23 protein-coding genes are annotated in these 21,345 nt (G+C 66.9%); 3 read left to right on the top strand and 20 right to left on the bottom strand.

The window, feature by feature from the left end; all coding sequences use genetic code 11:
- Positions 1-10: 10 nt before the first annotated feature.
- Genes JC881_RS07845 through JC881_RS07835 form a run of 3 tightly spaced genes read left to right on the top strand, consistent with a single transcriptional unit; the run spans position 11 to position 1,438 of the window.
- On the top strand, positions 11-394 hold the full coding sequence (locus JC881_RS07845; RefSeq protein ID WP_198785164.1) for a phage holin family protein: 384 nt from the start codon (positions 11-13) through the stop codon (positions 392-394).
- Positions 381-881, top strand: a complete 501-nt coding sequence (locus tag JC881_RS07840; RefSeq protein ID WP_198785163.1) for a hypothetical protein — start codon at positions 381-383, stop codon at positions 879-881. The genes JC881_RS07845 and JC881_RS07840 overlap by 14 nt, the downstream gene beginning before the upstream one ends.
- Positions 878-1,438, top strand: a complete 561-nt coding sequence (locus JC881_RS07835; protein ID WP_198785162.1) for a ferritin-like domain-containing protein — start codon at positions 878-880, stop codon at positions 1,436-1,438. Before JC881_RS07840 ends, JC881_RS07835 begins: the two co-directional genes overlap by 4 nt.
- Before the next feature lie 84 nt (positions 1,439-1,522).
- Here the strand turns inward: JC881_RS07835 and JC881_RS07830 are convergent, their stop codons facing one another.
- From JC881_RS07830 to serA, 20 genes are all read right to left on the bottom strand, one after another.
- Positions 1,523-2,041 carry a BON domain-containing protein gene (locus JC881_RS07830; RefSeq protein WP_198785161.1) on the bottom strand — a complete coding sequence of 173 codons (519 nt, stop codon included), beginning with the start codon at positions 2,039-2,041 and terminating at the stop codon, positions 1,523-1,525.
- A gap of 87 nt (positions 2,042-2,128) precedes the next feature.
- Positions 2,129-2,326, bottom strand: a complete 198-nt coding sequence (locus JC881_RS07825; RefSeq protein WP_198785160.1) for a CsbD family protein — start codon at positions 2,324-2,326, stop codon at positions 2,129-2,131.
- 121 nt (positions 2,327-2,447) lie between these two features.
- Positions 2,448-3,296, bottom strand: coding sequence for a DUF429 domain-containing protein (locus JC881_RS07820; RefSeq protein WP_198785159.1), 849 nt, complete (start codon positions 3,294-3,296; stop codon positions 2,448-2,450).
- 4 nt (positions 3,297-3,300) lie between these two features.
- The gene (locus JC881_RS07815) at positions 3,301-4,182 is read right to left on the bottom strand and encodes an EamA family transporter (protein WP_198785158.1); all 882 of its coding nucleotides are present in this window, start codon (positions 4,180-4,182) and stop codon (positions 3,301-3,303) included.
- A gap of 12 nt (positions 4,183-4,194) precedes the next feature.
- A complete protein-coding gene (locus JC881_RS07810) occupies positions 4,195-4,617 on the bottom strand; it encodes a BLUF domain-containing protein (protein ID WP_042579580.1) in 423 nt (140 codons plus the stop codon).
- A 2-nt stretch (positions 4,618-4,619) separates the two neighbouring features.
- Complete coding sequence (gene folE, locus JC881_RS07805) at positions 4,620-5,351, bottom strand: GTP cyclohydrolase I (protein ID WP_042579581.1); 732 nt, start codon at positions 5,349-5,351, stop codon at positions 4,620-4,622.
- Positions 5,352-5,424: 73 nt separating this feature from the next.
- Positions 5,425-6,195: an endonuclease/exonuclease/phosphatase family protein gene (locus JC881_RS07800; RefSeq protein WP_198785157.1), complete on the bottom strand. Its 771-nt coding sequence runs from the start codon at positions 6,193-6,195 to the stop codon at positions 5,425-5,427.
- Positions 6,192-6,665, bottom strand: a complete 474-nt coding sequence (gene nudB / locus JC881_RS07795) for a dihydroneopterin triphosphate diphosphatase (RefSeq protein ID WP_198785156.1) — start codon at positions 6,663-6,665, stop codon at positions 6,192-6,194. Before nudB ends, JC881_RS07800 begins: the two co-directional genes overlap by 4 nt.
- A gap of 7 nt (positions 6,666-6,672) precedes the next feature.
- Complete coding sequence (gene aspS / locus JC881_RS07790; protein WP_198785155.1) at positions 6,673-8,478, bottom strand: aspartate--tRNA ligase; 1,806 nt, start codon at positions 8,476-8,478, stop codon at positions 6,673-6,675.
- 37 nt (positions 8,479-8,515) lie between these two features.
- Entirely contained in the window at positions 8,516-9,148 is a 633-nt protein-coding gene (locus JC881_RS07785) for a DUF502 domain-containing protein (protein ID WP_042579585.1), read from the bottom strand.
- Positions 9,149-9,158: 10 nt separating this feature from the next.
- Entirely contained in the window at positions 9,159-9,500 is a 342-nt protein-coding gene (locus JC881_RS07780; RefSeq protein WP_198785154.1) for an FmdB family zinc ribbon protein, read from the bottom strand.
- Between the two features lie 83 nt (positions 9,501-9,583).
- Positions 9,584-11,032 (bottom strand): sodium:solute symporter family protein, encoded by a 1,449-nt coding sequence (locus JC881_RS07775; RefSeq protein WP_198785153.1) that lies wholly within the window; start codon positions 11,030-11,032, stop codon positions 9,584-9,586.
- Between the two features lie 12 nt (positions 11,033-11,044).
- Positions 11,045-12,610, bottom strand: a complete 1,566-nt coding sequence (gene ubiB, locus JC881_RS07770) for a ubiquinone biosynthesis regulatory protein kinase UbiB (RefSeq protein WP_198785152.1) — start codon at positions 12,608-12,610, stop codon at positions 11,045-11,047.
- A complete protein-coding gene (locus JC881_RS07765; protein ID WP_198785151.1) occupies positions 12,607-13,164 on the bottom strand; it encodes a ubiquinone biosynthesis accessory factor UbiJ in 558 nt (185 codons plus the stop codon). Before JC881_RS07765 ends, ubiB begins: the two co-directional genes overlap by 4 nt.
- A gap of 51 nt (positions 13,165-13,215) precedes the next feature.
- Positions 13,216-14,241: a Tim44 domain-containing protein gene (locus tag JC881_RS07760; RefSeq protein ID WP_198785150.1), complete on the bottom strand. Its 1,026-nt coding sequence runs from the start codon at positions 14,239-14,241 to the stop codon at positions 13,216-13,218.
- A gap of 32 nt (positions 14,242-14,273) precedes the next feature.
- On the bottom strand, positions 14,274-15,005 hold the full coding sequence (gene ubiE / locus JC881_RS07755; RefSeq protein ID WP_198785149.1) for a bifunctional demethylmenaquinone methyltransferase/2-methoxy-6-polyprenyl-1,4-benzoquinol methylase UbiE: 732 nt from the start codon (positions 15,003-15,005) through the stop codon (positions 14,274-14,276).
- A 157-nt stretch (positions 15,006-15,162) separates the two neighbouring features.
- Positions 15,163-15,576 (bottom strand): gamma-butyrobetaine hydroxylase-like domain-containing protein, encoded by a 414-nt coding sequence (locus JC881_RS07750; RefSeq protein WP_198785148.1) that lies wholly within the window; start codon positions 15,574-15,576, stop codon positions 15,163-15,165.
- 73 nt (positions 15,577-15,649) lie between these two features.
- Positions 15,650-16,090 (bottom strand): HIT family protein, encoded by a 441-nt coding sequence (locus JC881_RS07745; RefSeq protein ID WP_198785147.1) that lies wholly within the window; start codon positions 16,088-16,090, stop codon positions 15,650-15,652.
- Entirely contained in the window at positions 16,087-19,965 is a 3,879-nt protein-coding gene (locus JC881_RS07740; RefSeq protein ID WP_198785146.1) for a DUF3683 domain-containing protein, read from the bottom strand. Before JC881_RS07740 ends, JC881_RS07745 begins: the two co-directional genes overlap by 4 nt.
- Before the next feature lie 141 nt (positions 19,966-20,106).
- Positions 20,107-21,339 carry a phosphoglycerate dehydrogenase gene (gene serA, locus JC881_RS07735; protein ID WP_198785145.1) on the bottom strand — a complete coding sequence of 411 codons (1,233 nt, stop codon included), beginning with the start codon at positions 21,337-21,339 and terminating at the stop codon, positions 20,107-20,109.
- Positions 21,340-21,345 lie beyond the last annotated feature (6 nt).

The raw sequence follows: 21,345 nt of genomic DNA, 5'->3' as shown, positions 1-21,345 counted from the left end.
CCCCGGCACCATGCTTCATCCGATCTTCTCCACGGTGCTCGGGCATCCGGATCTCGTCGCTGAACACCTCGCCAACTACGCCGCCCTCGTCCGCCAGGAATCTGCACAGGCGGGGCGCGGTCTTGTCGCCCGCATCGTCGCGGGGGTGCTGGCCGCCGCCAGCGTCATGCTGGCCCTCGGGCTGATCGGCGTGGCCGTGCTGCTCGGCGTGCTGCACGGCAGCTTTCACTGGGTGCTGGTGGCCGTGCCCGGCGTGGCCGTGGTGATCGCGGCCATCTGCGGCTGGTACGCGACGCGCCCGAGCCCGGGCTACGGTTTCGAAGACCTTCGCTCGCAACTGGAGGCCGACCTGCAGGCCTTGCGCACTGCTGGAGCTGACCATGACGCGCGATGAACGCCCCTTGCTGACCCCGCAACAGCGCCTGGCCATTTCGCGCCGCGCGCTCGTGAGGCAACTCCATGGCGGCGATTACGCGCGCGACGAGCGCCATCCGGCCTCCGAACCCTACGACGACGACGACCTCGAATACGCGCACCACGACGCCTCGACCGCGCCGCCCCACGATGCCCGCCCGCACGGCAGGGGCAACGTCTGGGGTGCGGTGGCGCGCAGCGTGGCGCAGCGCTGGTGGCGCCGTCACCCGGCCCATGCGATGGGCCAGCTCGCCCGCCCCTTGCTCGAACACTACGCGCGCAAGGAGCCGGCCAAGCTCATGGCCGCGGCCGCGGCCACCGGCGCATTGCTGGTGCTCGTGAAGCCGTGGCGGCTGCTGTCGGTCACTGCCGTGCTGGCAGCGGTGCTCAAGACATCCGACGTGGCTGACGTCGTCAACACGTTGATGCAGAAGACCTCAAGCCCCCCACGAAAGGACCCTCCATGAAAGCCGATGCTTCCTCCGCCAAGGCAGCGGATTCCCACCAGCGCCTGGTGCTGGACCAGAGCGCCATCGACGCCGCAGGCCAAAGCCTGGACGAAGGCGCCGTGACGCCCAGCTACGGGCCATGGCGCGACGACGTCGTCAAGCTGCTGAACGACGCGCTCGCCACCGAGCTGGTCTGCGTACTGCGCTACAAGCGCCATTACTTCACCGCCAGCGGCGTCTCCTCGCCCGCGATTGCCGACGAGTTCCTTGTGCACGCCAACGAGGAATCGGCCCACGCCGACCGCATTGCCGAGCGCATCGTGCAGCTGGGCGGCGAGCCCGACTTCGCGCCCGGCCATCTGCTGGAGCGCAGCCACGCGGGCTACGACGAATCGACCGACCTGCAGGCCATGGTGCGCGCCAACCTGGTGGCCGAGCGCATCGCGGTGGAGTCGTACCGACAGATGATCGTGCTGATCGGCGACAAGGACCCGACCACCCGCCGCATGCTCGAGGACATTCTTTCCGACGAGGAAGAACACGCCGACGAACTGAAGGACTGGCTCGGCCACTGACCGACCGATCAACCGGGCCCAAGCGGCCCGTCCATGAAAAAAGCCCGGACGAACCGGGCTTTTTCATTGGGAAGAGAAGAACGATCAGCTCTTTACTTCGAGCTCGTTGCTCACCGAAGTCACGCCCTGCACGCCCTTGGCGATTTCCTCGGCGCGGGCCTTCGCCGCTGCCGTGGGCGCCGGGCCCTTCAGGCTCACCGCGCCGCCCTTGGTGTCGACGTTGATCTTGATCGCGCTCAGGTCCGGGTCCTTCGCCAGGCCCGCGGACACCGACGCGGTGATGGCCGCATCGTCCACGGTCGCGCTCACGGCGGCGCCGGCGTCCTTGGCGGCTTCCTTCACGTTGGCCATGCCGTCCTTCACCTCGGAGGTGGTGCCGGAAGCATCGACCTTCGCCTTGGCGTCCTTCATGGCTTCGCCGGTCTTGGCGGCGGCGGTTTCGGCAGCCTGCTCGGTCTTGGCGACCGCGCTGTCGAGCTTTTCGCCAGCGGTGCGGTTGTCGGACTTGTCGCAAGCGGCCAGCGTCAGCATGGCGCCGGCCACAAGCACGGCGAGCCATGCGCGCGAAGACGGCATGGCGATGGGTTGTCGGGGTTTGTTCATTGGAATCCTCCAGTCAATCGTTCGCATGGAAATGGAACGAGAAAAGGGTTGCGCCCCTTGCAGTGCTTGCGGCGCAACCTGGGTCGGTCACAGTTTGTCGGCGCCCGACTTGATGGCGTCCTTGGCCTTTTCCTTCACGTCGCCGTAGGTCTTCTGCACCTTGCCGGCGGCCTGGTCGGCAACGCCCTCGCCTTCGAGCTTCTCGTTGCCGACGACCTTGCCGGTCACTTCCTTGAGCTTGCCCTTGGCTTCGTCGACGCGGCCTGCCACTTGGTCCTTGTTCATGTCGCTTCCTTCCTGTGTGGATGAGATGCGTGGGCCGGTATGACCCACTCATTTCAATCTAGTCGCCGCCCGTCGCCCCGGAACGTGGCCGGAGGCCCGAAGCGGCGTAGGACAAGAAGGCTCAAGCCGTGACGATCCATCCTTCAAGCGGATCGAATTGCAGGGGCAATCCGTAGCCGGGGCCGGGGCTCGCGGCCCGCTGCAGGCCCCAGGCGGCCTGCACGAGGCACAGCACCGCGTCGATGTGGTCGCCGCGGGCGTCGGCCAGCAACTCGGCCCGCTGGGCAGCGCCGAGCTCGAGCCGAAGGCCGAGCCGCGTCGCGCCCGCTTCGAGCGCGGCGAGCAGGTCGGTGCGGGCCGCGAGGCGCTCGGGCGTCTGCTTGGCGAGGTCGTCGCTCTTGTAGCTGCGGCGGCCGATCAACTCGCGCGCCAGCAGGCCCGGATAGGCCTCCAGCGCGATGCGGTCCGTGCGGCTGCCCACGTGCAGGCCCGGCAGGCTGGCACCGGCCGCCAGCAGCGGCGGCACGCCCGCATGCAGCATGAAGGCGACTGGCGGATTGACCCACTTCATCGAGGGGCTCGACCCCGCGGGCGCATCGGCCGCCCGGTGCGCGAACTTGCCGCCGACGGGCCGCGCGGCGCAGAAGGCGGCGAAGGTGTCGCGGATCTCGGCGCGGCCGAGGCTCGCGTAGTGCGCCATCAGCGGCGCCCATTCGAGCGGCCATTTCAGGTGCTCGACCAGATCGCGCGGCAGGCTGAAGGGAAAGTCGAAACCGCCGACCCATGCGGGCGTGTCGCGCAGCCATTGGCCCCAAGCCTGGAGCGTTGCAAAGCGATGCAGCCCGGTCAGCGCGACGCTGCCTGCGCCGGCCATCTCGCCGGTGGCCCCGATGGTCCCGATGTCCCCGATGGCCACCACGATCGGCTTGCGTGCCGTCGGCGCGCTCGAGAAATCGCAGCCAAAGAGCATGAGGTCAGCCCAGCGCGAGCGCCACGACGCCGGCCGCGATGAAGAGCGCGCCCAGGAGCCGCAGCAGCCGGTCGCCTTCGCGCAGCAAGTGCCCGCCGATCAGCGCGGCGAACAGCATCGACACCTCGCGCGCCGGTGCGACGTGCGAGATCGGCGCCTGTTGCACCGCATAGAGCACGAGCACATAGGACACCGGGCTCACCGCCGCCACCAGCAGCGCGTATTTCCATTGCGCGCGCCACATGCGCGCGGTGGTCGCACGGTCTTTCAGCGCCACGGGCGCGAGCAGCACCATGCGCACGAGATTGCCGAAGTAGTCGAGCAGGATCGGCGACATGGCCAGGAACTTGACCGCATAGCTGTCGGCCACCGTGTACGCCGCGATGAAGCCGCCGGTCAGCACGCCGTAGCGAATGCCCTTGAGCACGCGCTCGCGCTGCACCGGGTCATGCGCCTTGCGCCAGAGCTTGGGGCCGCCGGCAACCAGGAACACGCCGCCCACCACGCCCGCGATGCCCGCCACGCCGATCGCGCTGATCCGCTCGCCCAGGAACAGCACCGCCGCGAGTGACGACAGGAGCGGCCCCGAGCCGCGCGCCAGCGGATAGACCACCGTCAGGTCGGACCTGCGATAGCCGCGCAGCAGCACGATGAAATAGAAGATGTGCAGCACGCCGCTGAGCACGACGAAGCCCCATTCGGTGAGGCCCCAGCCCGGCACCACGTTCCAGCCCAGCGTGATGCCCACGGGCGCCCAGATGAGCATGTTGAACACGCTCGTCTGGAAGCTGAAGCGGACGTCGCCGTTCGCCTTCTTGGCGGCGATGTTCCAGCCGGCGTGGATGATCCCTGCGAGCAGGATCAGCGCGAAGGCGGAGAGCGGCACCCCTCTGGAGGATCAGTGGCGGCCGACGATGGCAGCCGTGGCCATCAGTTCTTCCAGCAGCGCCAGCGAGACCTTGCCCGACACCTTGTACGGATCGAGCTCGGGCTTCTCGGAATACTTCAGCAGCGTCGAGGCGTTGAGCTTCGAGAGATTGACCTGCCCCATCGTCCAGCCGCCGAAACGGCGCTCGGAGATTTCCTCGTAGTGCAGCAACACCACGTCCTTGTGGCGCGCATCGCGCTGGATGTGGCCGTAGAGGTCGCTGATGGCGTCGCGCCCGCCCTCGATCGCCTGCAGGAAGGTGCCGGCGCCGTAGCAGAGGATGCCGGTGATGCCGCACGCCGGGTTGTGCGTGCGCGATTTCGTGAGGATCGCCTCGATGGCCGCGGGGCTGGTGTCGACGGCGCGGCTCGCGTAGAGAAGACGGACCAGCATGTTCAGCTCTTTCTGGGCAACAGGGAAAGGAATTCGCGGCGCAGGCTCGGGTCTTTGAGGAACACGCCGCGCATCACGGAATTGATCATCTTGCTGTCCATTTCCTTCACGCCGCGCCAGGCCATGCAGAAGTGCTCGGCTTCCATGACGAGCGCAAGGCCGTCGGGCTGCGTCTTTTCCTGGATCAGGTCGGCCAGCTGCACCACGGCCTCTTCCTGGATCTGCGGACGGCCCATGACCCACTCGGCCAGGCGCGCGTACTTCGAGAGGCCAATCACGTTGGTGTGCTCGTTGGGCATCACGCCGATCCACAGCTTGCCGATGATCGGGCAGAAGTGGTGCGAGCAGGCGCTGCGCACGGTGATCGGGCCGACGATCATCAGCTCGTTCAGGTGCTCGGCGTTGGGGAATTCGGTGAGGGCGGGCGGCGGCACATAGCGGCCGCGGAACACCTCGTTCAGGTACATCTTGGCGACGCGGCGCGCGGTGTTGTCGGTGTTGTGGTCGTTCGCCACGTCGATGACCAAGCTCTCGAGCACGGCCTTCATCTTGACCTCGACCTCGTCGAGCAGCGACTCCAGCTCGCCCGGCTCGATGAACTCGGCAATGTTGTCGTTGGCGTTGAAGCGCTTTCGCGCTGCATTCAGGCGCTCGCGGATCTTGACGGAGACGGGCGTGCCCTCGTCATCGTCTTTTCGATCGGGGAGCGGTTCGACGTCGGTTTTCCTCAGCATGGCGGGGATCGTACCAGTGAATGACTCCAGGGCATTCAGGCTGCAACGCCCGCCCCTTCTCGGAGAGATGCTATCAATTAGGTAGCGAGAAATCGGCTACCAGCGGCAGGTGATCGGACATGCGGGCCCAGATCGGACCGCGCGGCACGGAGCACGACACGGGCTCGAGCTTGCGGCCGTAGACGAAATCGAGCTGCGCCACCGGCAGGCGCGAGGGGTAGGTGAGCGTGCGCGGGCCGCGCAGGTCGCTCGCGTCGCGCAGGCCCATCGCGTTCATCGCGTAGCGCATGCGCGCGCCCCAGTCGTTGAAATCGCCGGCCACCACCACGGCCTCGCCGGCCGGCACTTCGCGGTCGATGAACTCGCGCAGGCGCGCGATCTGCCGCACACGGCTGCCCTTGATGAGGCCCAGGTGCACCACGATGGCATGCACCGGCTGGCCTTCGACCTCGATCACGACGTGCAGCAGCCCGCGCTGCTCGAAGCGGTGGTCGGAGATGTCCTGGTGGCCGGTGCGGATCACGGGCCAGCGCGTGAGCAGCGCATTGCCGTGCTCGCCGTGGCGCGTGACGGCGTTGGTCTCGTAGACCGCGGTGTAGCCCTCGGGCGCGAGGAAATCCGCCTGCGGCAGCTCGGGCCAGCGCGCAAAGCGGGCGGCCGCCTGCCGGTTCATCTTGCGCACTTCCTGCAGGCAGATGATGTCGGCGTCGAGCTGTTCGATGGCGTGGCCGAGGTTGTGGATCTCCAGGCGCCGGGCGGGCCCGATGCCCTGCACACCCTTGTGGATGTTGTAGGTCGCGACCCGGAGGCTGTGCGCTGCTGCTGGTGCTGCCGGCTGGTTCATCGCGCAAATTCTGGCAGCAACAGAATGGCTTCGGCGTTCGACGGGGAAAAGCACGCATCGGCCGCCTCCTGGTACGGCAGCCATTGCCAGTCGGTGTGTTCGCGCGGCTCGAGCGTGGGGGTCAGGCGTTCGGGCACGCAGAGGCCGAACAGGTGCTCGGTGTTGTGCGTGACGCCGGGTTCGTAGCGCGTGCGCCAGCCGGGGTAGATCTCGTAGATGTTGCGCAGTTGCCAGTCGACCAGCTGCGAGGCGAGCGCAGTGCCCTCGCCGCATTCGATGCCGGTTTCCTCTGCCACCTCGCGCGCGGCGGTGAGCGCGAGCGGCTCGTCGGCCGCGTCCTTGCTGCCGGTGACCGATTGCCAGAAGTCGTTGGCATCGGCGCGCCGGATCAGCAGCACGTCGAGCGCCGGCGTGTGAATGACGACCAGCACCGACTCCGGGATCTTCCAGGGCCGGGGGCTCGTCGTCATGGGCGCATCACACAGCTTGGGGGGTGTTGCGCAGCTTGATGTGCAGTTCGCGCAGCTGCTTCTCGTCGACCGGGCTCGGCGCCTGCGTCAGCAGGTCTTGCGCGCGCTGGGTCTTGGGGAAGGCGATCACGTCGCGGATCGACTCGGCGCCGGTCATGAGCATCACCAGGCGGTCGAGGCCGATGGCGATGCCGCCGTGCGGCGGGGCGCCGTACTGCAGCGCGTCCAGCAGGAAGCCGAACTTGAGCTGCGCGTCCTCGGCGCTGATCTTCAGCGCGCGGAACACCTTGCTCTGCACTTCCTCGCGGTGGATACGCACCGAGCCGCCGCCCATCTCGATGCCGTTGAGCACCATGTCGTAGGCCTTGGCGATGCACTTCTCGGGGGCGGTGTCCATGAGGTCCTCATGGCCGTCCTTGGGTGCGGTGAACGGGTGGTGCACGGCGCTCCAGCGCTGGCCTTCCTCGTCGAACTCGAACATCGGGAAATCGACCACCCAGAGCGGCGCCCAGCGGTCGTCGAACAGGCCGCTCTTCTTGCCGAAGGCACTGTGGCCGATCTTCACGCGCAGCGCGCCGATGGCGTCGTTGACGACCTTTTCCTTGTCGGCGCCGAAGAACAGGATGTCGCCGTTGCGCGCACCCGTGCGGGCGATGATCTCGGCCAGCGTGGCGTCGTCCAGGTTCTTCACGATCGGGCTCTGCAGGCCTTCGCGGCCGGCTTGCGCGTCGTTGACCTTGATGTAGGCCAGGCCCTTGGCGCCATAGATTTTGACGAACTCTTGGTACGCGTCGATTTCACCGCGCGACAAGCCGCCCTCGCCGCCGCCGCCAGGCACGCGCAATGCGACCACGCGACCGTCCTTTTGCGTCGCGGCGTTCGAGAACACCTTGAACTCGACCCGCTTCATCAGCTCGGTGAGCTCGGTGAATTCGAGCTTCACGCGCAGGTCGGGCTTGTCCGAGCCGTACTTGAACATCGCGTCGCCGTACGTCATGGTCGGGAACACCGGAAGGTCGATGCCCGCGGCGTTGCGGAACACGGTGCGGATCATCCCTTCGAACATCTCGCGGATTTCCTCTTCGGCGAGGAACGAGGTCTCGATGTCGATCTGCGTGAATTCAGGCTGGCGGTCGGCGCGCAGGTCTTCGTCGCGGAAGCACTTGACGATCTGGTAGTAGCGGTCGTAGCCGGCCACCATCAGCAATTGCTTGAAGAGCTGGGGCGACTGCGGCAGCGCGAAGAAGCTGCCGTCGTGCACGCGGCTGGGCACGAGGTAGTCGCGCGCGCCTTCGGGCGTGGACTTGCCCAGCATCGGCGTCTCGATGTCGATGAAGCCGTTGGCATCGAGGAACTTGCGCGTCTCCATCGTCACCTTGTAGCGCAGCATCATGTTGCGCTGCATGGCGGGGCGGCGCAGGTCGAGCACGCGGTGCGTGAGGCGGGTGGTTTCCGAGAGGTTGTCGTCGTCCAAGAGGAACGGCGGCGTGACCGACGGGTTGAGCACCTTGAGCTCGTGGCACAGCACTTCGATCTTGCCGCTCTTCAAGCTGTCGTTGGTCGTGCCTTCGGGGCGCGCGCGCACGAGGCCGGTGATCTGCACGCAGAACTCGTTGCGCAGGTTCTCGGCAACGGCGAAGGTGGAGGCGCGATCGGGATCGCACACCACCTGCACGTAGCCTTCGCGGTCGCGCACGTCGATGAAGATCACGCCGCCGTGGTCGCGGCGACGGTTGACCCAGCCGCAAAGGGTGACGGTCTGGCCCATCAGGGCTTCGGTCACGAGACCGCAATAGTGAGTACGCATGGCCATGGAGATGACTTCCGGCGCCGTCGTGGCGCGTTCGTTTTTATGAGTTGGATGGCTTGATCGCCACCGTGGAGGGGCCGCCTGGAACGACCACGCCCATCGAGACGATGTACTTGAGCGCTTCGTCCACGCTCATCTTCAGTTCGATGCAGTCGCTGCGCTTGAGCATCACGAAATAGCCGCCCGTGGGGTTGGGCGTGGTCGGCACGTAGACGCTGAGGAATTCCTCGGTGCCTAGGTGCTCGGCCACCTCGTTGCCCGGCGCGCCGGTCACGAAGGCAATGGTCCACACGTTCTCGCGCGGCCACTGCACCAGCACCGCCGTGCGGAACGCGTTGCCGTTCTCGGAGAACAGCGTGTCGGAGACCTGCTTGACGCTCGAATAGATGGAGCGCACGACCGGAATGCGCCGCACCACGGCGTCGCCCCAACCGAGCAGCCGCTTGCCGACGAAGTTGCTCGCGATGGCGCCGACCACCAGCAGGATGGCCAGCGTGAGCAGCACGCCCAGGCCGCGGATGTTGTTCTCGAACAGCCACTTCTGCCACATGACCGGCAGCACCCAGAGCGTCTGGTCCAGCGTGTCGATGATCCACTTGAGCACCGCCAGGGTGATGAACAGCGGAACGATCACCAGCAAGCCGGAGAACAACCATTTGCGCAGGGCGAGCATGGGTGTGATCTCAGTCGCCGCTCTTGGCGGCTGGGGCGGGGGCAGCGGCGGGAGCCGGCGCAGGCGCGGGGCTCGGCGCGGCGGCGCTGGAGGAAGAGGAGGAAGACTCGGCTGGCTTGGCGCCTTCGCTCGCCGCGGGGGCGGTGGCCGGCTCGGCCTTCTTGCCGCCGCCTTCGCGGAAATCGGTCACGTACCAGCCCGAGCCCTTGAGCTGGAAACCGGCGGCCGTGACCTGCTTTTCGAAGGCGCTGGCGCCGCACGCCGGGCACACCGTGAGGGGCGCGTCGGACATCTTCTGCAAAGCGTCCTTGGCAAAGCCGCAGGCGCTGCACTTGTAGGCGTAGATGGGCATGGGGAAATAGGGTCCGGAAAGCGGCGCAGCTGCCGCTCGCAAAGCCCTCGATTATAAGGGCCCACCCTGCCGCCGGGGCGGTTTCAGGCCGGCTCGGTGGCCAGCGGCCGGTGCGGCGTGTGAGTGTTCGCTACCCACTGCGGCAGCAGCGAGCCGGCCACCATGCCCGTGAACGAGGCCAGCACGCCCGCCAACTGGGCCGGGAACACGGCGCCCCAGGGCATGGCCAGGAACAGCAGCCAGGTGCCGACGCCCAGAAGAATCGACGCGATCGCCCCCTGCGTGGTGGCGCGGCGCCAGTAGAGGCCGCACACCAGCGGCACGAACGCCCCCACCAGCGGCACCTGGTAGGCGCCCGAGACCAGTTCGTAGATCGGCGTGCCCTGCATGCGGATCGCGTAGGCCAGCACGGCCGCGCTGAACAGCAGCACCGTGATGCGCATGGTCCGGAGGTTCTCGCGGTCGGTGCCCGCGGGGCGGAACTGGCGCCAGATGTTCTCGGTGAAGGTGACGCTCGGGGCCAGCAGCGTGGCCGAGGCGGTCGACTTGATGGCCGAGAGCAGCGCGCCGAAGAACAGCACCTGCATCACGAACGGCATCTTCTGCAGCACCAGCGTGGGCAGCACCTTCTGCGGATCTTCCTTCAGCAGCACGGCGACCTCGTCCGGCATGATCAGGAGCGCGCTGGCCACCAGGAACATCGGCACGAAGGCGAAGAGGATGTACGCCACCCCGCCGATCACCGGCCCGCGCGTGGCGGCCTTCACGCTGTTGGCCGACATCACGCGCTGGAACACGTCCTGCTGCGGAATGGAGCCCAGCATCATCGTGATGGCGGCGGCGAAGAAGAACACCATGTCGTGCCAGTTGGGCTCGGGCCAGAACTTGAAGAGGTCCTTGCTGACCGCGAAGGCCACCACCTTGTCGGCGCCGCCGGCCATGTTGCCCGCGAACATGGCGATGATCGCCAGGCCCGAGACCAGGATGATCATCTGGATGAAGTCGGTCACCGCCACCGACCACATGCCGCCGAAGAGCGTGTAGGCCAGGATCGAGATCACCCCGATCACCATGCCCAGCGGAATGCTGATGGCGCCGGCCGACAGCACGTTGAAAACCAGCCCCAGCGCCGTGACCTGCGCCGAGACCCAGCCCAGGTAGCTCAGCATGATGATGAGCGTGCAGGCCACCTCGACGCTGCGGCCGTAGCGCTCGCGGTAGTAGTCGCTGATGGTCAGGAGCGTCATGCGGTAGAGCTTGCCCGCGAAGAACAGGCCCACCAGGATGAGGCAGGTGCCCGCGCCGAACGGGTCCTCCACCACGCCGTTGAGGCCCCCCTCGATGAACTTGGCCGGGATGCCGAGCACCGTTTCGGACCCGAACCAGGTCGCGAAGGTGGTCGTGACGATCATGAAGAGAGGCAGGTGCCGCCCCGCGATGGCGAAGTCGGTGGTGTTCTTCACCCGCTTGGCGGCATAGAGCCCGATGGCGATGGTGACCAGCAGATAGACGACAACCAACGTCAGCAGCACGGGGAATCTCCTCTAGAACAACTTCACACGCACCAGCAATTGCATGGCGAGCAACCCCAATACAAAACCTATGCCACCGTAGATGATGGTCTGCAGCAACTTGTTGGTGCGCTTTTGCGCGGCCAGCAGCTCCAGCAGTTCGCGGCGGTGATCGGGTGGCCGATTCTCAAGGAAATCGTGAAGCAATCGAGGTAATTGCGGCAGCAATTTTGCGTAGCGTGGCGCTTCGGCCTTGAGTTGCTGGAACAGCTTCTTCGGCCCGATCTGGTCGACCATCCATTTCTCGAGGAAAGGCTTGGCGGTGTGCCAGAGGTCGAGCTCGGGGTCCAGCTGGCGGCCAAGGCCCTCGATGTTGAGCAGCGTCTTCTGCAGCAGCACCAGCTGCGGCTGGATCTCCACATGGAAGCGCCGCGAGGTCTGGAAGAGGCGCATGAGCACCATGCCGAGCGAGATTTCCTTCAGCGGCCGGTCGAAGTACGGCTCGCAGACGGTGCGGATCGCCGCCTCCAGCTCGTCGATGCGCGTGCCTTCGGGCACCCAGCCGCTTTCCAGGTGCAGCTCGGCCACGCGCTTGTAGTCGCGCCGGAAGAACGCCACGAAGTTCTGCGCGAGGTATTCCTTGTCCGACTCGGTGAGCGTGCCGATGATCCCGAAATCCAGCGAGATGTAGCGCCCGAAGGTCTCGGGCGCCAGGCTCACCTGGATGTTGCCCGGGTGCATGTCGGCGTGGAAGAAACCGTCGCGAAACACCTGCGTGAAGAAGATCGTGACGCCGTCGCGCGCGAGCTTCGGAATGTCGACACCGGCCGCGCGCAAACGGTCGAGCTGGGCGATGGGCACGCCGTTCATGCGCTCCATCACGATCACCTCGGGGTGGCAGAAATCCCAGAACATCTCGGGGATCAGCACCAGGTCCAGCTCGGCCATGTTGCGGCGCAGCTGGGCCGCGTTGGCGGCCTCGCGCACCAGGTCGAGCTCGTCGTGCAGGTACTTGTCGAATTCGCCCACCACCTCGCGTGGCTTCAGGCGCTTGCCGTCGGGCGAGAGCTTCTCGACCCAGCCGGCCATCATGGCCATGAGCGCCAGGTCTTTTTCGATCACGCCGCGCATGTTGGGGCGCAGCACCTTGACCGCGACATCGCGGATCTCGCCCTGGTTGGTGCGGATGGTCGCGAAGTGCACCTGCGCGATCGAGGCGCTCGCGATCGGCGTCTCGTCGAACTGCACGAAGACGTCGCCCACCGGGCGGCGGAACGCGCGCTCGATGGTCGCCACGGCCACGGCCGAAGGGAACGGCGGCACGCGGTCCTGCAGGAAGGCGAGTTCGTCGGCGATGTCGGGCGGCAGCAGGTCGCGCCGGGTCGACAGCACCTGGCCGAACTTCACGAAGATGGGGCCCAGGCGCTCGAGCGCCTCGCGCAGCCGCTGGCCGCGCGGCGCATCGAGGTTGCGGCCGACGGAGACCACGCGGGCCACCACGCGCAGCCAGGGCTTCTGGAAGCTCGTGAGCACGAGCTCGTCCAGGCCGTAGCGCAGCGCGACCCAGACGATGAACAGGCCGCGGTAGAAGCGCCTCATTCGGCCGAGCCCGCCGAACCGCCGGCCTTGGCCGTGCGGTCGCCGACGAACTGGCGCAGCGCGGCGGCGACACGCCGCACGCCGTTGCCCAAGGTGTGCGCGGGCACGTCGCCGATCACGCGTGCGAGGTCGTCCTCGACGTCCCAGCGCACATGGTCCACCAGCCAGTTGACCTCGGCGGCCAGCTGCACGTCGCCGACGATCTGCACCGAGGGCTTGTCGCCGCGCAGCGTGGCGCGGGCGATCTCGAAGGGGGATTCGTCGGTGACGGTGAGCGTGAGTTCAGGGGTGGAACCGGGCGGTGCCAGGTCGAGCAGGCCGGCCGGCGTGGCCACCAGCTCCATGGTCACGAAGCGCCACTGGAAGCGCACCACCCTGCCCTGCTGGCGCAGCAGCCGCTGCTGGGCCTCGGGCTCCTGCTGCAGCACGTGGTTGAGGAACAGGACCGCGCGGTGCTGGACCTCGTGGACCGCCCAGTCCGGCGGCTGCAGGCGCTCGCCGATGCGGTTGAAGAGGTCGCCGAGAAAAGAAAAAGGGGACGATGGTGTGGCCATGTCCCCATTATCGTTTCTGTACGCGGCCCGGCGGCCGCGAACGTCTGCCGTTTACTGCAGCGCCTGCACGCCGGCAACCAGCCAGCCGCCACCGCCGCTGGTCGGCTTGGTCATGTTCCACACTTCGCGGAACGGACCCGGGCCTGCCGAGGCGTCCTCGCGGATCATGCCGGAGAACTCCACGCTCGCCATGTAGGCGTCGGGCAGCTCTTCGATGCCGAGCAGCTTGGCGTCGAGCATCACGACTTCGGTCTTGTTCGACGCGCCACCGGTGTGGCTCGCACGGTCGGCCAGCTGGGTGCGGATTTCCTCGACCATCTCGTCGGTCATCATCGAGCGCAGCATCGACACGTCGGCGCGGTCCCATGCGTCCTGCAGCGTCACGAAGTTGCGCTTGGCGGCGCCGAGGAAACCGTCCACATCGAAGCCCGCGGGGATGCCCCAGGACTGCGAACCGCCCAGCGCCGAACCGATCATGCTGCCACCGGCTGCGGCGCCTGCCGCAGAGAGGCTGCTGCCATGGCGGTCACCGTCGGCCGGCGTGGCATCGAAGGCCGTTGCCGAACGCTCCCATGGACGTGCCGACGCATCGTTGCCCACGTTGGCCGGGCTGTACTGCGCCGGTGCGCTCGCGTTGGCGGGGTTGCCGCCGGCGCCCTGGAACGCGAAGCCGCCTTGGCCATTGGCACCGTTCGAAGCAGCCGAACGCGCCTTGAAGATGCGCCACACCGCGAAGGCGGCGAACACCAGCAGGCCGATCAGGAGGATGTTGCCGAAGCCGGCGCCCAGGCCCAGCGAATGTGCGAGCCATGCGAGGCCCAGGCCCGCGGCAAGACCGCCGAGCATCGCGCCCCACGGACGCTTCGGTGCGGCGGCTGCGGGTGCGGGCGTCGCGGGCTTGGCGGCCGAGTTGGTCGCGTTCTGCTGCGCGGGGGCCGCAGGCGGCGTGGACTGGCGCTGCGTCACGTTGGACGACTGGCGGCCGAAGGACTTGCCGCCACCCACACGGGCGGCGTCGGCCTGCACGCTCACGAGCACCAACGCAGCTGCCAGGAACAAAGAACTCAAACTTTTCATGTCGTCTCCTCTAGAGCGAAAAATTCGCCTCATCAACACTTGATTCCAACATGCAGGGCAGCGATGCCACCCGTCATGTTGTGATAGTCCACATGTCCGAAACCGCCCTCTTTCATGAGGGTCTTGAGCTCCTCTTGCGAGGGATGCATGCGGATCGATTCGGCCAGGTAGCGATAGCTCGCGTCGTCGCCGGCCACGAGCTTGCCAAGGCGCGGCAGCACGTTGAAGGAGTACCAGTCGTAGGCCTTGGTGAGCGGCTTGGCGATCTTGGAGAACTCGAGCACCAGGAGCTTGCCGCGCGGCTTGAGCACGCGGTTCATTTCCTTGAGCGCGGCGTCCTTGTGCGTCATGTTGCGAAGACCGAAGGCCACCGTCACGACGTCGAAATGGTCATCGGGAAACGGCAGCTTCTCGGCATCGCACACCAGCGTGGGCAGCGCGACGCCGGCATCGAGCAGGCGGTCGCGGCCGGTGCTCAGCATGGCTTCGTTGATGTCGGTGTGCACCACCTGGCCGGTGGCGCCGACCTTCTTGGAGAAGGCGAGCGCGAGGTCGCCGGTGCCGCCCGCGATGTCCAGCACGCGTGAGCCTTCGCCCACGTTCGCCACCATCACGGTGTAGGCCTTCCACGCGCGGTGCAGGCCCACCGACATCAGATCGTTCATGACGTCGTAGCGCGAGGCCACCGAATCGAAGACGCCGCGAACGCGTTGCGCCTTCTCGCTTTCGTCGACTTTCTCGAAGCCGAAGTGGGTTGTACTCATGCAACCGATGTTAGGCCGGAAGCCCACACATCAAGGCGACGACCCCGCGCCTACGGCGGGCATTTGTTGCTTTTTCTTCAAATGAAGAGACGCTGCAGCGCGCGCCGCTGCTGCCTCGAGGGCTATCGTTTCAATAGCACCGGAGATTTTGAAAGCGTCAGTGGCTGCTGCACGCAGACCCGCCCTTGTCGATCATCGGCGCATCGCGATCGATGCCCGCTTCGGCCAGCCGGCGCTCGTACTGCGCCCACAGGTCGGCCTGGTTCGCGCCCAGTTCGTAGAGCAGGTCCCACGAGTAGATGCCGGTGTTGTGGCCATCGCTGAAGGTGGGCTGCACGGCGTAGTTGCCGACCGGTTCGAGGTCGGCAAGTTCGACATCGCGCTTGCCCGTCTGCAGCACTTCCTGGCCCGGGCCATGGCCCTGCACTTCGGCCGAGGGCGAGTAGATGCGCATGAGCTCGAACGGAATGCGGAAGGTCGCGCCGTCCGAGAAGCCCACCTCGAGCACGCGCGACTGGCCGTGCACGGTGATCGATTGCGGCGTCGGTGCGCCCGGTTTCAAGCCTGCCATAGCGGTATTCGGTGTTCCGTTCGAAAAGATTTTCGGAGTGGCGCAGTATGCCGCGCAGCGGCGCGGCCTCGCGTCAGCCCTGCAGCACTGCCAGCCGGCGGACCATCTCGGCCTCCACCTTCGGCAGCAGCGCCTGCAGATCGGCCACGCGATCGATCGGCGCCGCGCGCTGCGCGGCCGCCCAGAACGGCGCGGGAAAGTGGCTGTCCCAGTCGAAGCGCGCGATCACGTGCCAGTGCAGGTGCGGCACCATGTTGCCGAGCGCGGCAAGGTTGATCTTCGTGGGCTTCAACTGCTCGCGCAGGCACTGCTCGACCGCCGTTACCGCTTCCATGCACAGCACGCGGTCCGCGGCATCGAGATCGGAAAACTCCGGCGCATGGTCGCGCCAGATCACGCGGTAGAAGGCCGGAAAGCCCGCCTCTTCCGCATGGATCACGCGCAGCTTCGCGCCCTCGAACACGACGCGGCCACCGGGGCCCTCGCAGAACGGGCAGCCCTGTTGCGCCGTCACACCAGCACCCGCTCGATACCGCCCTGGTTGGCCGCGGCCACGTACTCGGGCATCCAGTTGTCGCCCAGGATCTTGTTGGCCATCTCGACCACGATGTAGTCGGCTTCAAGGAGGCCGTTGTTCAGGTCGTTGCCGTAGCGCGAGAGGCCCTGCAGGCAGCTCGGGCAGCTGGTAAGGATCTTCACGTTGTCCTTGGCGCCGACGGCGCCGCTCTCGCGCAATTCGGCTTCGCCCTTCTTGAGTTCCTCTTCCTTGCGAAAGCGGATCTGCGTGGAGATGTCGGGCCGCGACACGCCCAGCGTGCCCGACTCGCCGCAGCAGCGGTCGTTCTTGAGCACGTTGTCGCCGACCAGCGCCTTTACCGTCTTCATCGGGTCCTGCAGCTTCATCGGCGAATGGCAGGGGTCGTGGTACAGGTAGCCGCCACCGCCCGCACCGGCGAGCGTGATGCCCTTCTCGAGCAGGTACTCGTGGATGTCGATGATCCGGCAGCCCGGGAAGATCTTGTCGAACTGGTAGCCCTGCAGCTGGTCGTAGCAGGTGCCGCAGCTCACCACCACCGTCTTGATGTCCAGATAGTTGAGCGTGTTCGCGACGCGGTGGAAGAGCACGCGGTTGTCCGTGATCATCTTCTCGGCCTTGTCGAACTGGCCGCTGCCGCGCTGCGGATAGCCGCAGCACAGGTACCCCGGCGGCAGCACCGTCTGCACGCCCGCGTGCCAGAGCATCGCCTGCGTGGCCAGGCCCACCTGCGAGAACAGGCGCTCCGAGCCGCACCCCGGGAAGTAAAAGACCGCCTCGGTCTCCGAGGTGGTCGCCTTCGGGTTGCGGATGATCGGCACGTAGTCCGCATCCTCGATGTCCAGCAGCGCGCGCGCCGTCTTCTTGGGCAGGTTGCCCGGCATCTTCTTGTTGATGAAGTGGATCACCTGCTCCTTGAGCGGCGCCGGACCCAGCGTGGCCGGCGGCGCCGCGGTCTGCTTCTTCGCCAGGCCGCGCAGCAGGTCGTTGGCCAGGCGCTGCGCCTTGAAGCCGATGCCCACCATGCCCGCGCGCACCGCCTTGATGGTCTGCGGATTCGTCGCGTTCAGGAAGAACATCGCGGCCGCGTTGCCCGGGCGGAAGCTCTTCTGCCCCATCTTGCGCAGCAGGTTGCGCATGTTCATCGACACGTCGCCGAAGTCGATCTTCACCGGGCAGGGCGTCAAGCACTTGTGGCACACGGTGCAGTGGTCGGCCACGTCCTCGAACTCTTCCCAGTGCTTGATGCTGATGCCGCGCCGGGTCTGCTCCTCGTAGAGGAAGGCTTCGACCAGCAGCGAGGTCGCCAGGATCTTGTTGCGCGGGCTGTAGAGCAGGTTGGCGCGCGGCACGTGCGTCGCGCACACCGGCTTGCACTTGCCGCAGCGCAGGCAGTCCTTCACGCTGTCGGCGATGGCGCCGATGTCGCTCTGCTGCATGATCAGCGACTCGTGCCCCATGAGGCCGAAGCTCGGCGTGTAGGCATTGGTCAGATCGGCGTGCAGCGTGATGGCTTCGCCCGCAGGCGCGCGCAAGAGCTTGCCCTTGTTGAAGCGGCCTTCGGGGTCGACCCGGGCCTTGTATTCGGTGAAGGGGCGCAGCTCTTCGTCGCTCAGGAATTCCAGCTTGGTGATGCCGATGCCGTGCTCGCCCGAGATCACACCATCGAGGCTGCGCGCCAGCGCCATGATGCGCACCACCGCGGCATGCGCGGTCTGCAGCATGTCGTAGTTGTCGCTGTTCACGGGGATGTTGGTGTGCACGTTGCCGTCGCCCGCGTGCATGTGCAGCGCGACCCACACGCGGCCCTTGAGCACGCGCTTGTGGATGGCCGTGCACTCGGCCAGGATCGGCGCGAACTCGGCACCCGAGAAAATTTCCTGCAGCGGCTGGCGCAGCTGCGTCTTCCAGCTCGCGCGCAGGCTGTGGTCCTGCAGTTGCGGGAAGAGCGCGTCCACGTTCTGCAGCCAGCCGGCCCAGAGCGCGCGCACCTCATGCACCAGCGCCACGGCCTGCGCCACGCGGTCTTCGAGCAGCTCGGCCGCGGGGATCTCGTGCGCGTCGTCGGTCTTGCCCAGCGGCAGGTTGCCGCGCGTGAGGAACACTTCGAGCTCGTCGGTCAGCGCGAGCTTGTTCTGCAGCGACAGCTCGATGTTGATGCGCTCGATGCCGTCGCTGTACTCGGCCATGCGCGGCAGCGGAATCACCACGTCTTCGTTGATCTTGAAGGCGTTGGTGTGCTTGCTGATGGCGGCCGTGCGCTTGCGGTCGAGCCAGAATTTCTTGCGCGCCTCGGGGCTGATGGCGATGAAGCCTTCGCCGCTGCGCGAGTTGGCGATGCGCACCACTTCCGAGGTGACGCGCGCCACCGCATCGGCGTCGTCGCCCGCGATGTCGCCGAAGAGCACCATCTTCGGCAAGCCGCCGTGCTTCTTCGACTTGGTGGCGTAGCCGACGGCCTTCAGGTAGCGGTCGTCCAGGTGCTCCAGGCCCGCCAGCAGCACGCCCGAGCGCTTCTGCTCGGCGAACATGAAGTCCTTGATCTCCACGATGCTGGGCACCGCGTCCTTCGCGTTGCCGAAGAATTCGAGGCACACGGTGCGCGTGTGCGAAGGCATCTTGTGCACCACCCAGCGGCAGCTGGTGATGAGGCCGTCGCAGCCTTCCTTCTGGATGCCCGGCAGGCCCGAGAGGAACTTGTCGGTCACGTCCTTGCCGAGACCTTCCTTGCGGAAGGTGCGGCCCGGAATGTCGAGGCGCTCGGTGCGCAGCTTGGTCTTGCCGTCGGCCGCGTAGTACTGCAGCTCGAACAGGGCGCTCTCGGCGTCGTGGATCTTGCCCAGGTTGTGGCCGATGCGCGTGACTTCGAGCCATTCGGCCTGCGGCGTCACCATGCGCCACGAGGCGAGGTTGTCGAGAGCCGTGCCCCAGAGCACGGCCTTCTTGCCGCCGGCGTTCATCGCGACGTTGCCGCCCACGCACGAGGCTTCGGCGGAGGTCGGGTCGACCGCGAAAACGAAGCCCGCGCGCTCGGCCGCATCGGCCACGCGCTGCGTGACGACGCCCGCCTCGGTCCAGATGGTCGGCACCGGGTCGGCAAGCCCGGGTAGCGGCATGTGCTCGACCTCGGTCATCGCCTCGAGCTTCTCGGTGTTGATGACGACGCTGTTCCAGGTCAGCGGAATCGCGCCGCCCGTGTAGCCGGTGCCGCCCCCGCGCGGAATGATGGTCAGCCCCAGCTCGATGCAGCCCTTCACCAGGAGCGCCATCTCGGCCTCGGTGTCGGGGCACAGCACGACGAACGGGTACTCCACGCGCCAGTCGGTCGCATCGGTCACGTGCGATACGCGCGAGAGCCCGTCGAACTTGATGTTGTCCTTGGCGGTGAGCCGGCCCAGCACGCGCGTGGCCTTGCGGCGCAGCGCCGCGACGTCGCGGAACTTGGTGTCGAAGGCGGCGACCGCATCGCCGACCAGCGCGGTGAGCTCGCCCACCAGCTGGTCGCGCGGCATGTCGCTGTCGGGGGTGCGGCGCTTCTGGACTTCGGTCAGGCGGTGGCGCAGGGCCTCGACCAGCTGGCCGCGGCGGCGCGGGTTGTCCAGCAGGTCGTCCACGAGGTAGGGGTTGCGCTGCACCACCCAGATGTCGCCCAGCACTTCGTAGAGCATGCGCGCCGATCGGCCGGTGCGGCGCTCGGCGCGCAGGGTCTGCAGCAGTTCCCAGCCACGTTCGCCCAAGAGGCGAATCACGATCTCGCGATCGGAGAAGCTGGTGTAGTTGTACGGGATCTCGCGCAGTCGGACAGGCTCTGCGGCCTGTGCCAACAGCGTGTTCAACGCGGTCGGAGCATTCATCGGGTGGGGCCCTTGGCCAGGCGCTGCGCGCCCATGTAGCCGGGGGGTCGATTTTAGGGCAGGCCTCGGGGTCTTGCCTCGTGACCCGGGTCTTGCCCTTGTGCTAGGTGCGCGGCCCCACCGCCGCGCCCCGCAGGCCCGTCAGAACAGCACGCGGCTGCGGATGGTGCCGTTCACCTTCGCCAGCTTCTCCAGCGCCAGGTCCGACGAGGCGGCGTCGATGTCCGTCACCACGTAGCCGACCTTCTCGTTGGTCTGCAGGAACTGGGAAGAGATGTTGATGTTGTTGTCCGAGAAGATCTTGTTGATCTCCGACAGCACGCCCGGCACGTTGCGGTGGATGTGCAGCAGCCGGTGCTTGCCCGGGTGCGCGGGCAGCGCCACCTCGGGGAAGTTGACCGACGAGGTCGAGGTGCCGTTGTCGCTGTACTTCACCAGCTTCTCGGCCACTTCCAGGCCGATGTTGGCCTGCGCCTCCATCGTCGAGCCGCCGATGTGCGGCGTGAGGATCACGTTGTCCAGGCCCCGCAGCGGCGACTGGAACTCGTCCTTGTTGCTGCGCGGCTCCACCGGGAACACGTCGATCGCGGCGCCCAGGAGCTTCTTTTCCTTCAGCGCGGCGGCCAGCGCGTCGATCTCGACCACAGTGCCGCGCGAGGCGTTGATGAGGATCGAGCCCGGCTTCATCGCCGCGATCTCGGCCGCGCCGATCATCCATTGCGTGGCCTGCGTCTCGGGCACGTGCAGCGTGACGATGTCGCTCTGCGCGAGCAGTTGGTGCAGGTCGCGCACCTGGCGCGCGTTGCCCAGCGGCAGCTTGGTCACCACGTCGAAGAACGCCACGTGCATGCCCAGCGCCTCGGCCAGCACCGACAGCTGCGCGCCGATCGAGCCGTAGCCCACGATGCCCAGCGTCTTGCCGCGGATCTCGAACGCGTTGTCGGCCGACTTGAGCCAGCCGCCGCGGTGCGCCACCGCGCTCTTCTCGGGCACGCCGCGCAAGAGCAGGATCGCTTCGGCCAGCACCAGCTCGGCCACCGAGCGCGTATTCGAATAGGGGGCGTTGAACACCGCCACGCCGTGTTCGCGGGCGGCTTCCAAGTCGACCTGGTTGGTGCCGATGCAAAAGCACCCGGCGGCCACCAGCTTGTGGGCTGCGGCAAACACTTCGGCCGTCAGTTGCGTGCGCGAACGGATGCCCAGGAAATGAACGTCGGCGATCTTCGCCTTCAATTCGGCGTCGGGCAAGGCACCCGGCAGCGACTCGATGTTGGTGTAGCCGGCGGCGCGCAGCACCTCCACGGCCGAAGGGTGGATGCCCTCGAGCAAGAGGAACTTGATCCTGCTTTTGTCGAGGGAGGTTTTGCTGCTCATGGCGGT

It is taken from the genome of Variovorax sp. IB41 (assembly GCF_016405905.1).
Classification (GTDB): domain Bacteria; phylum Pseudomonadota; class Gammaproteobacteria; order Burkholderiales; family Burkholderiaceae_C; genus Variovorax.
The sequence above is the reverse complement of the archived record's forward strand: the minus strand, read 5'-3'. Positions and strand labels throughout refer to the sequence as shown.

Coding starts and splice junctions, on each gene's coding strand:
- JC881_RS07845 (WP_198785164.1), top strand. CDS start 11: ATGCTTCATCCGATCTTCTCCACGGTGCTCGGGCATCCGGATCTCGTC.
- JC881_RS07765 (WP_198785151.1), bottom strand. CDS start 13,164: ATGGCCACACCATCGTCCCCTTTTTCTTTTCTCGGCGACCTCTTCAAC.
- serA (WP_198785145.1), bottom strand. CDS start 21,339: ATGAGCAGCAAAACCTCCCTCGACAAAAGCAGGATCAAGTTCCTCTTG.
- JC881_RS07800 (WP_198785157.1), bottom strand. CDS start 6,195: ATGAACCAGCCGGCAGCACCAGCAGCAGCGCACAGCCTCCGGGTCGCG.
- JC881_RS07820 (WP_198785159.1), bottom strand. CDS start 3,296: ATGCTCTTTGGCTGCGATTTCTCGAGCGCGCCGACGGCACGCAAGCCG.
- JC881_RS07810 (WP_042579580.1), bottom strand. CDS start 4,617: ATGCTGGTCCGTCTTCTCTACGCGAGCCGCGCCGTCGACACCAGCCCC.
- JC881_RS07825 (WP_198785160.1), bottom strand. CDS start 2,326: ATGAACAAGGACCAAGTGGCAGGCCGCGTCGACGAAGCCAAGGGCAAG.
- JC881_RS07750 (WP_198785148.1), bottom strand. CDS start 15,576: ATGGCAGGCTTGAAACCGGGCGCACCGACGCCGCAATCGATCACCGTG.
- folE (WP_042579581.1), bottom strand. CDS start 5,351: ATGCTGAGGAAAACCGACGTCGAACCGCTCCCCGATCGAAAAGACGAT.
- JC881_RS07740 (WP_198785146.1), bottom strand. CDS start 19,965: ATGAATGCTCCGACCGCGTTGAACACGCTGTTGGCACAGGCCGCAGAG.
- JC881_RS07830 (WP_198785161.1), bottom strand. CDS start 2,041: ATGAACAAACCCCGACAACCCATCGCCATGCCGTCTTCGCGCGCATGG.
- JC881_RS07780 (WP_198785154.1), bottom strand. CDS start 9,500: ATGCCCATCTACGCCTACAAGTGCAGCGCCTGCGGCTTTGCCAAGGAC.
- JC881_RS07785 (WP_042579585.1), bottom strand. CDS start 9,148: ATGCTCGCCCTGCGCAAATGGTTGTTCTCCGGCTTGCTGGTGATCGTT.
- nudB (WP_198785156.1), bottom strand. CDS start 6,665: ATGACGACGAGCCCCCGGCCCTGGAAGATCCCGGAGTCGGTGCTGGTC.
- ubiB (WP_198785152.1), bottom strand. CDS start 12,610: ATGAGGCGCTTCTACCGCGGCCTGTTCATCGTCTGGGTCGCGCTGCGC.
- ubiE (WP_198785149.1), bottom strand. CDS start 15,005: ATGAGTACAACCCACTTCGGCTTCGAGAAAGTCGACGAAAGCGAGAAG.
- JC881_RS07840 (WP_198785163.1), top strand. CDS start 381: ATGACGCGCGATGAACGCCCCTTGCTGACCCCGCAACAGCGCCTGGCC.
- JC881_RS07760 (WP_198785150.1), bottom strand. CDS start 14,241: ATGAAAAGTTTGAGTTCTTTGTTCCTGGCAGCTGCGTTGGTGCTCGTG.
- aspS (WP_198785155.1), bottom strand. CDS start 8,478: ATGGCCATGCGTACTCACTATTGCGGTCTCGTGACCGAAGCCCTGATG.
- JC881_RS07835 (WP_198785162.1), top strand. CDS start 878: ATGAAAGCCGATGCTTCCTCCGCCAAGGCAGCGGATTCCCACCAGCGC.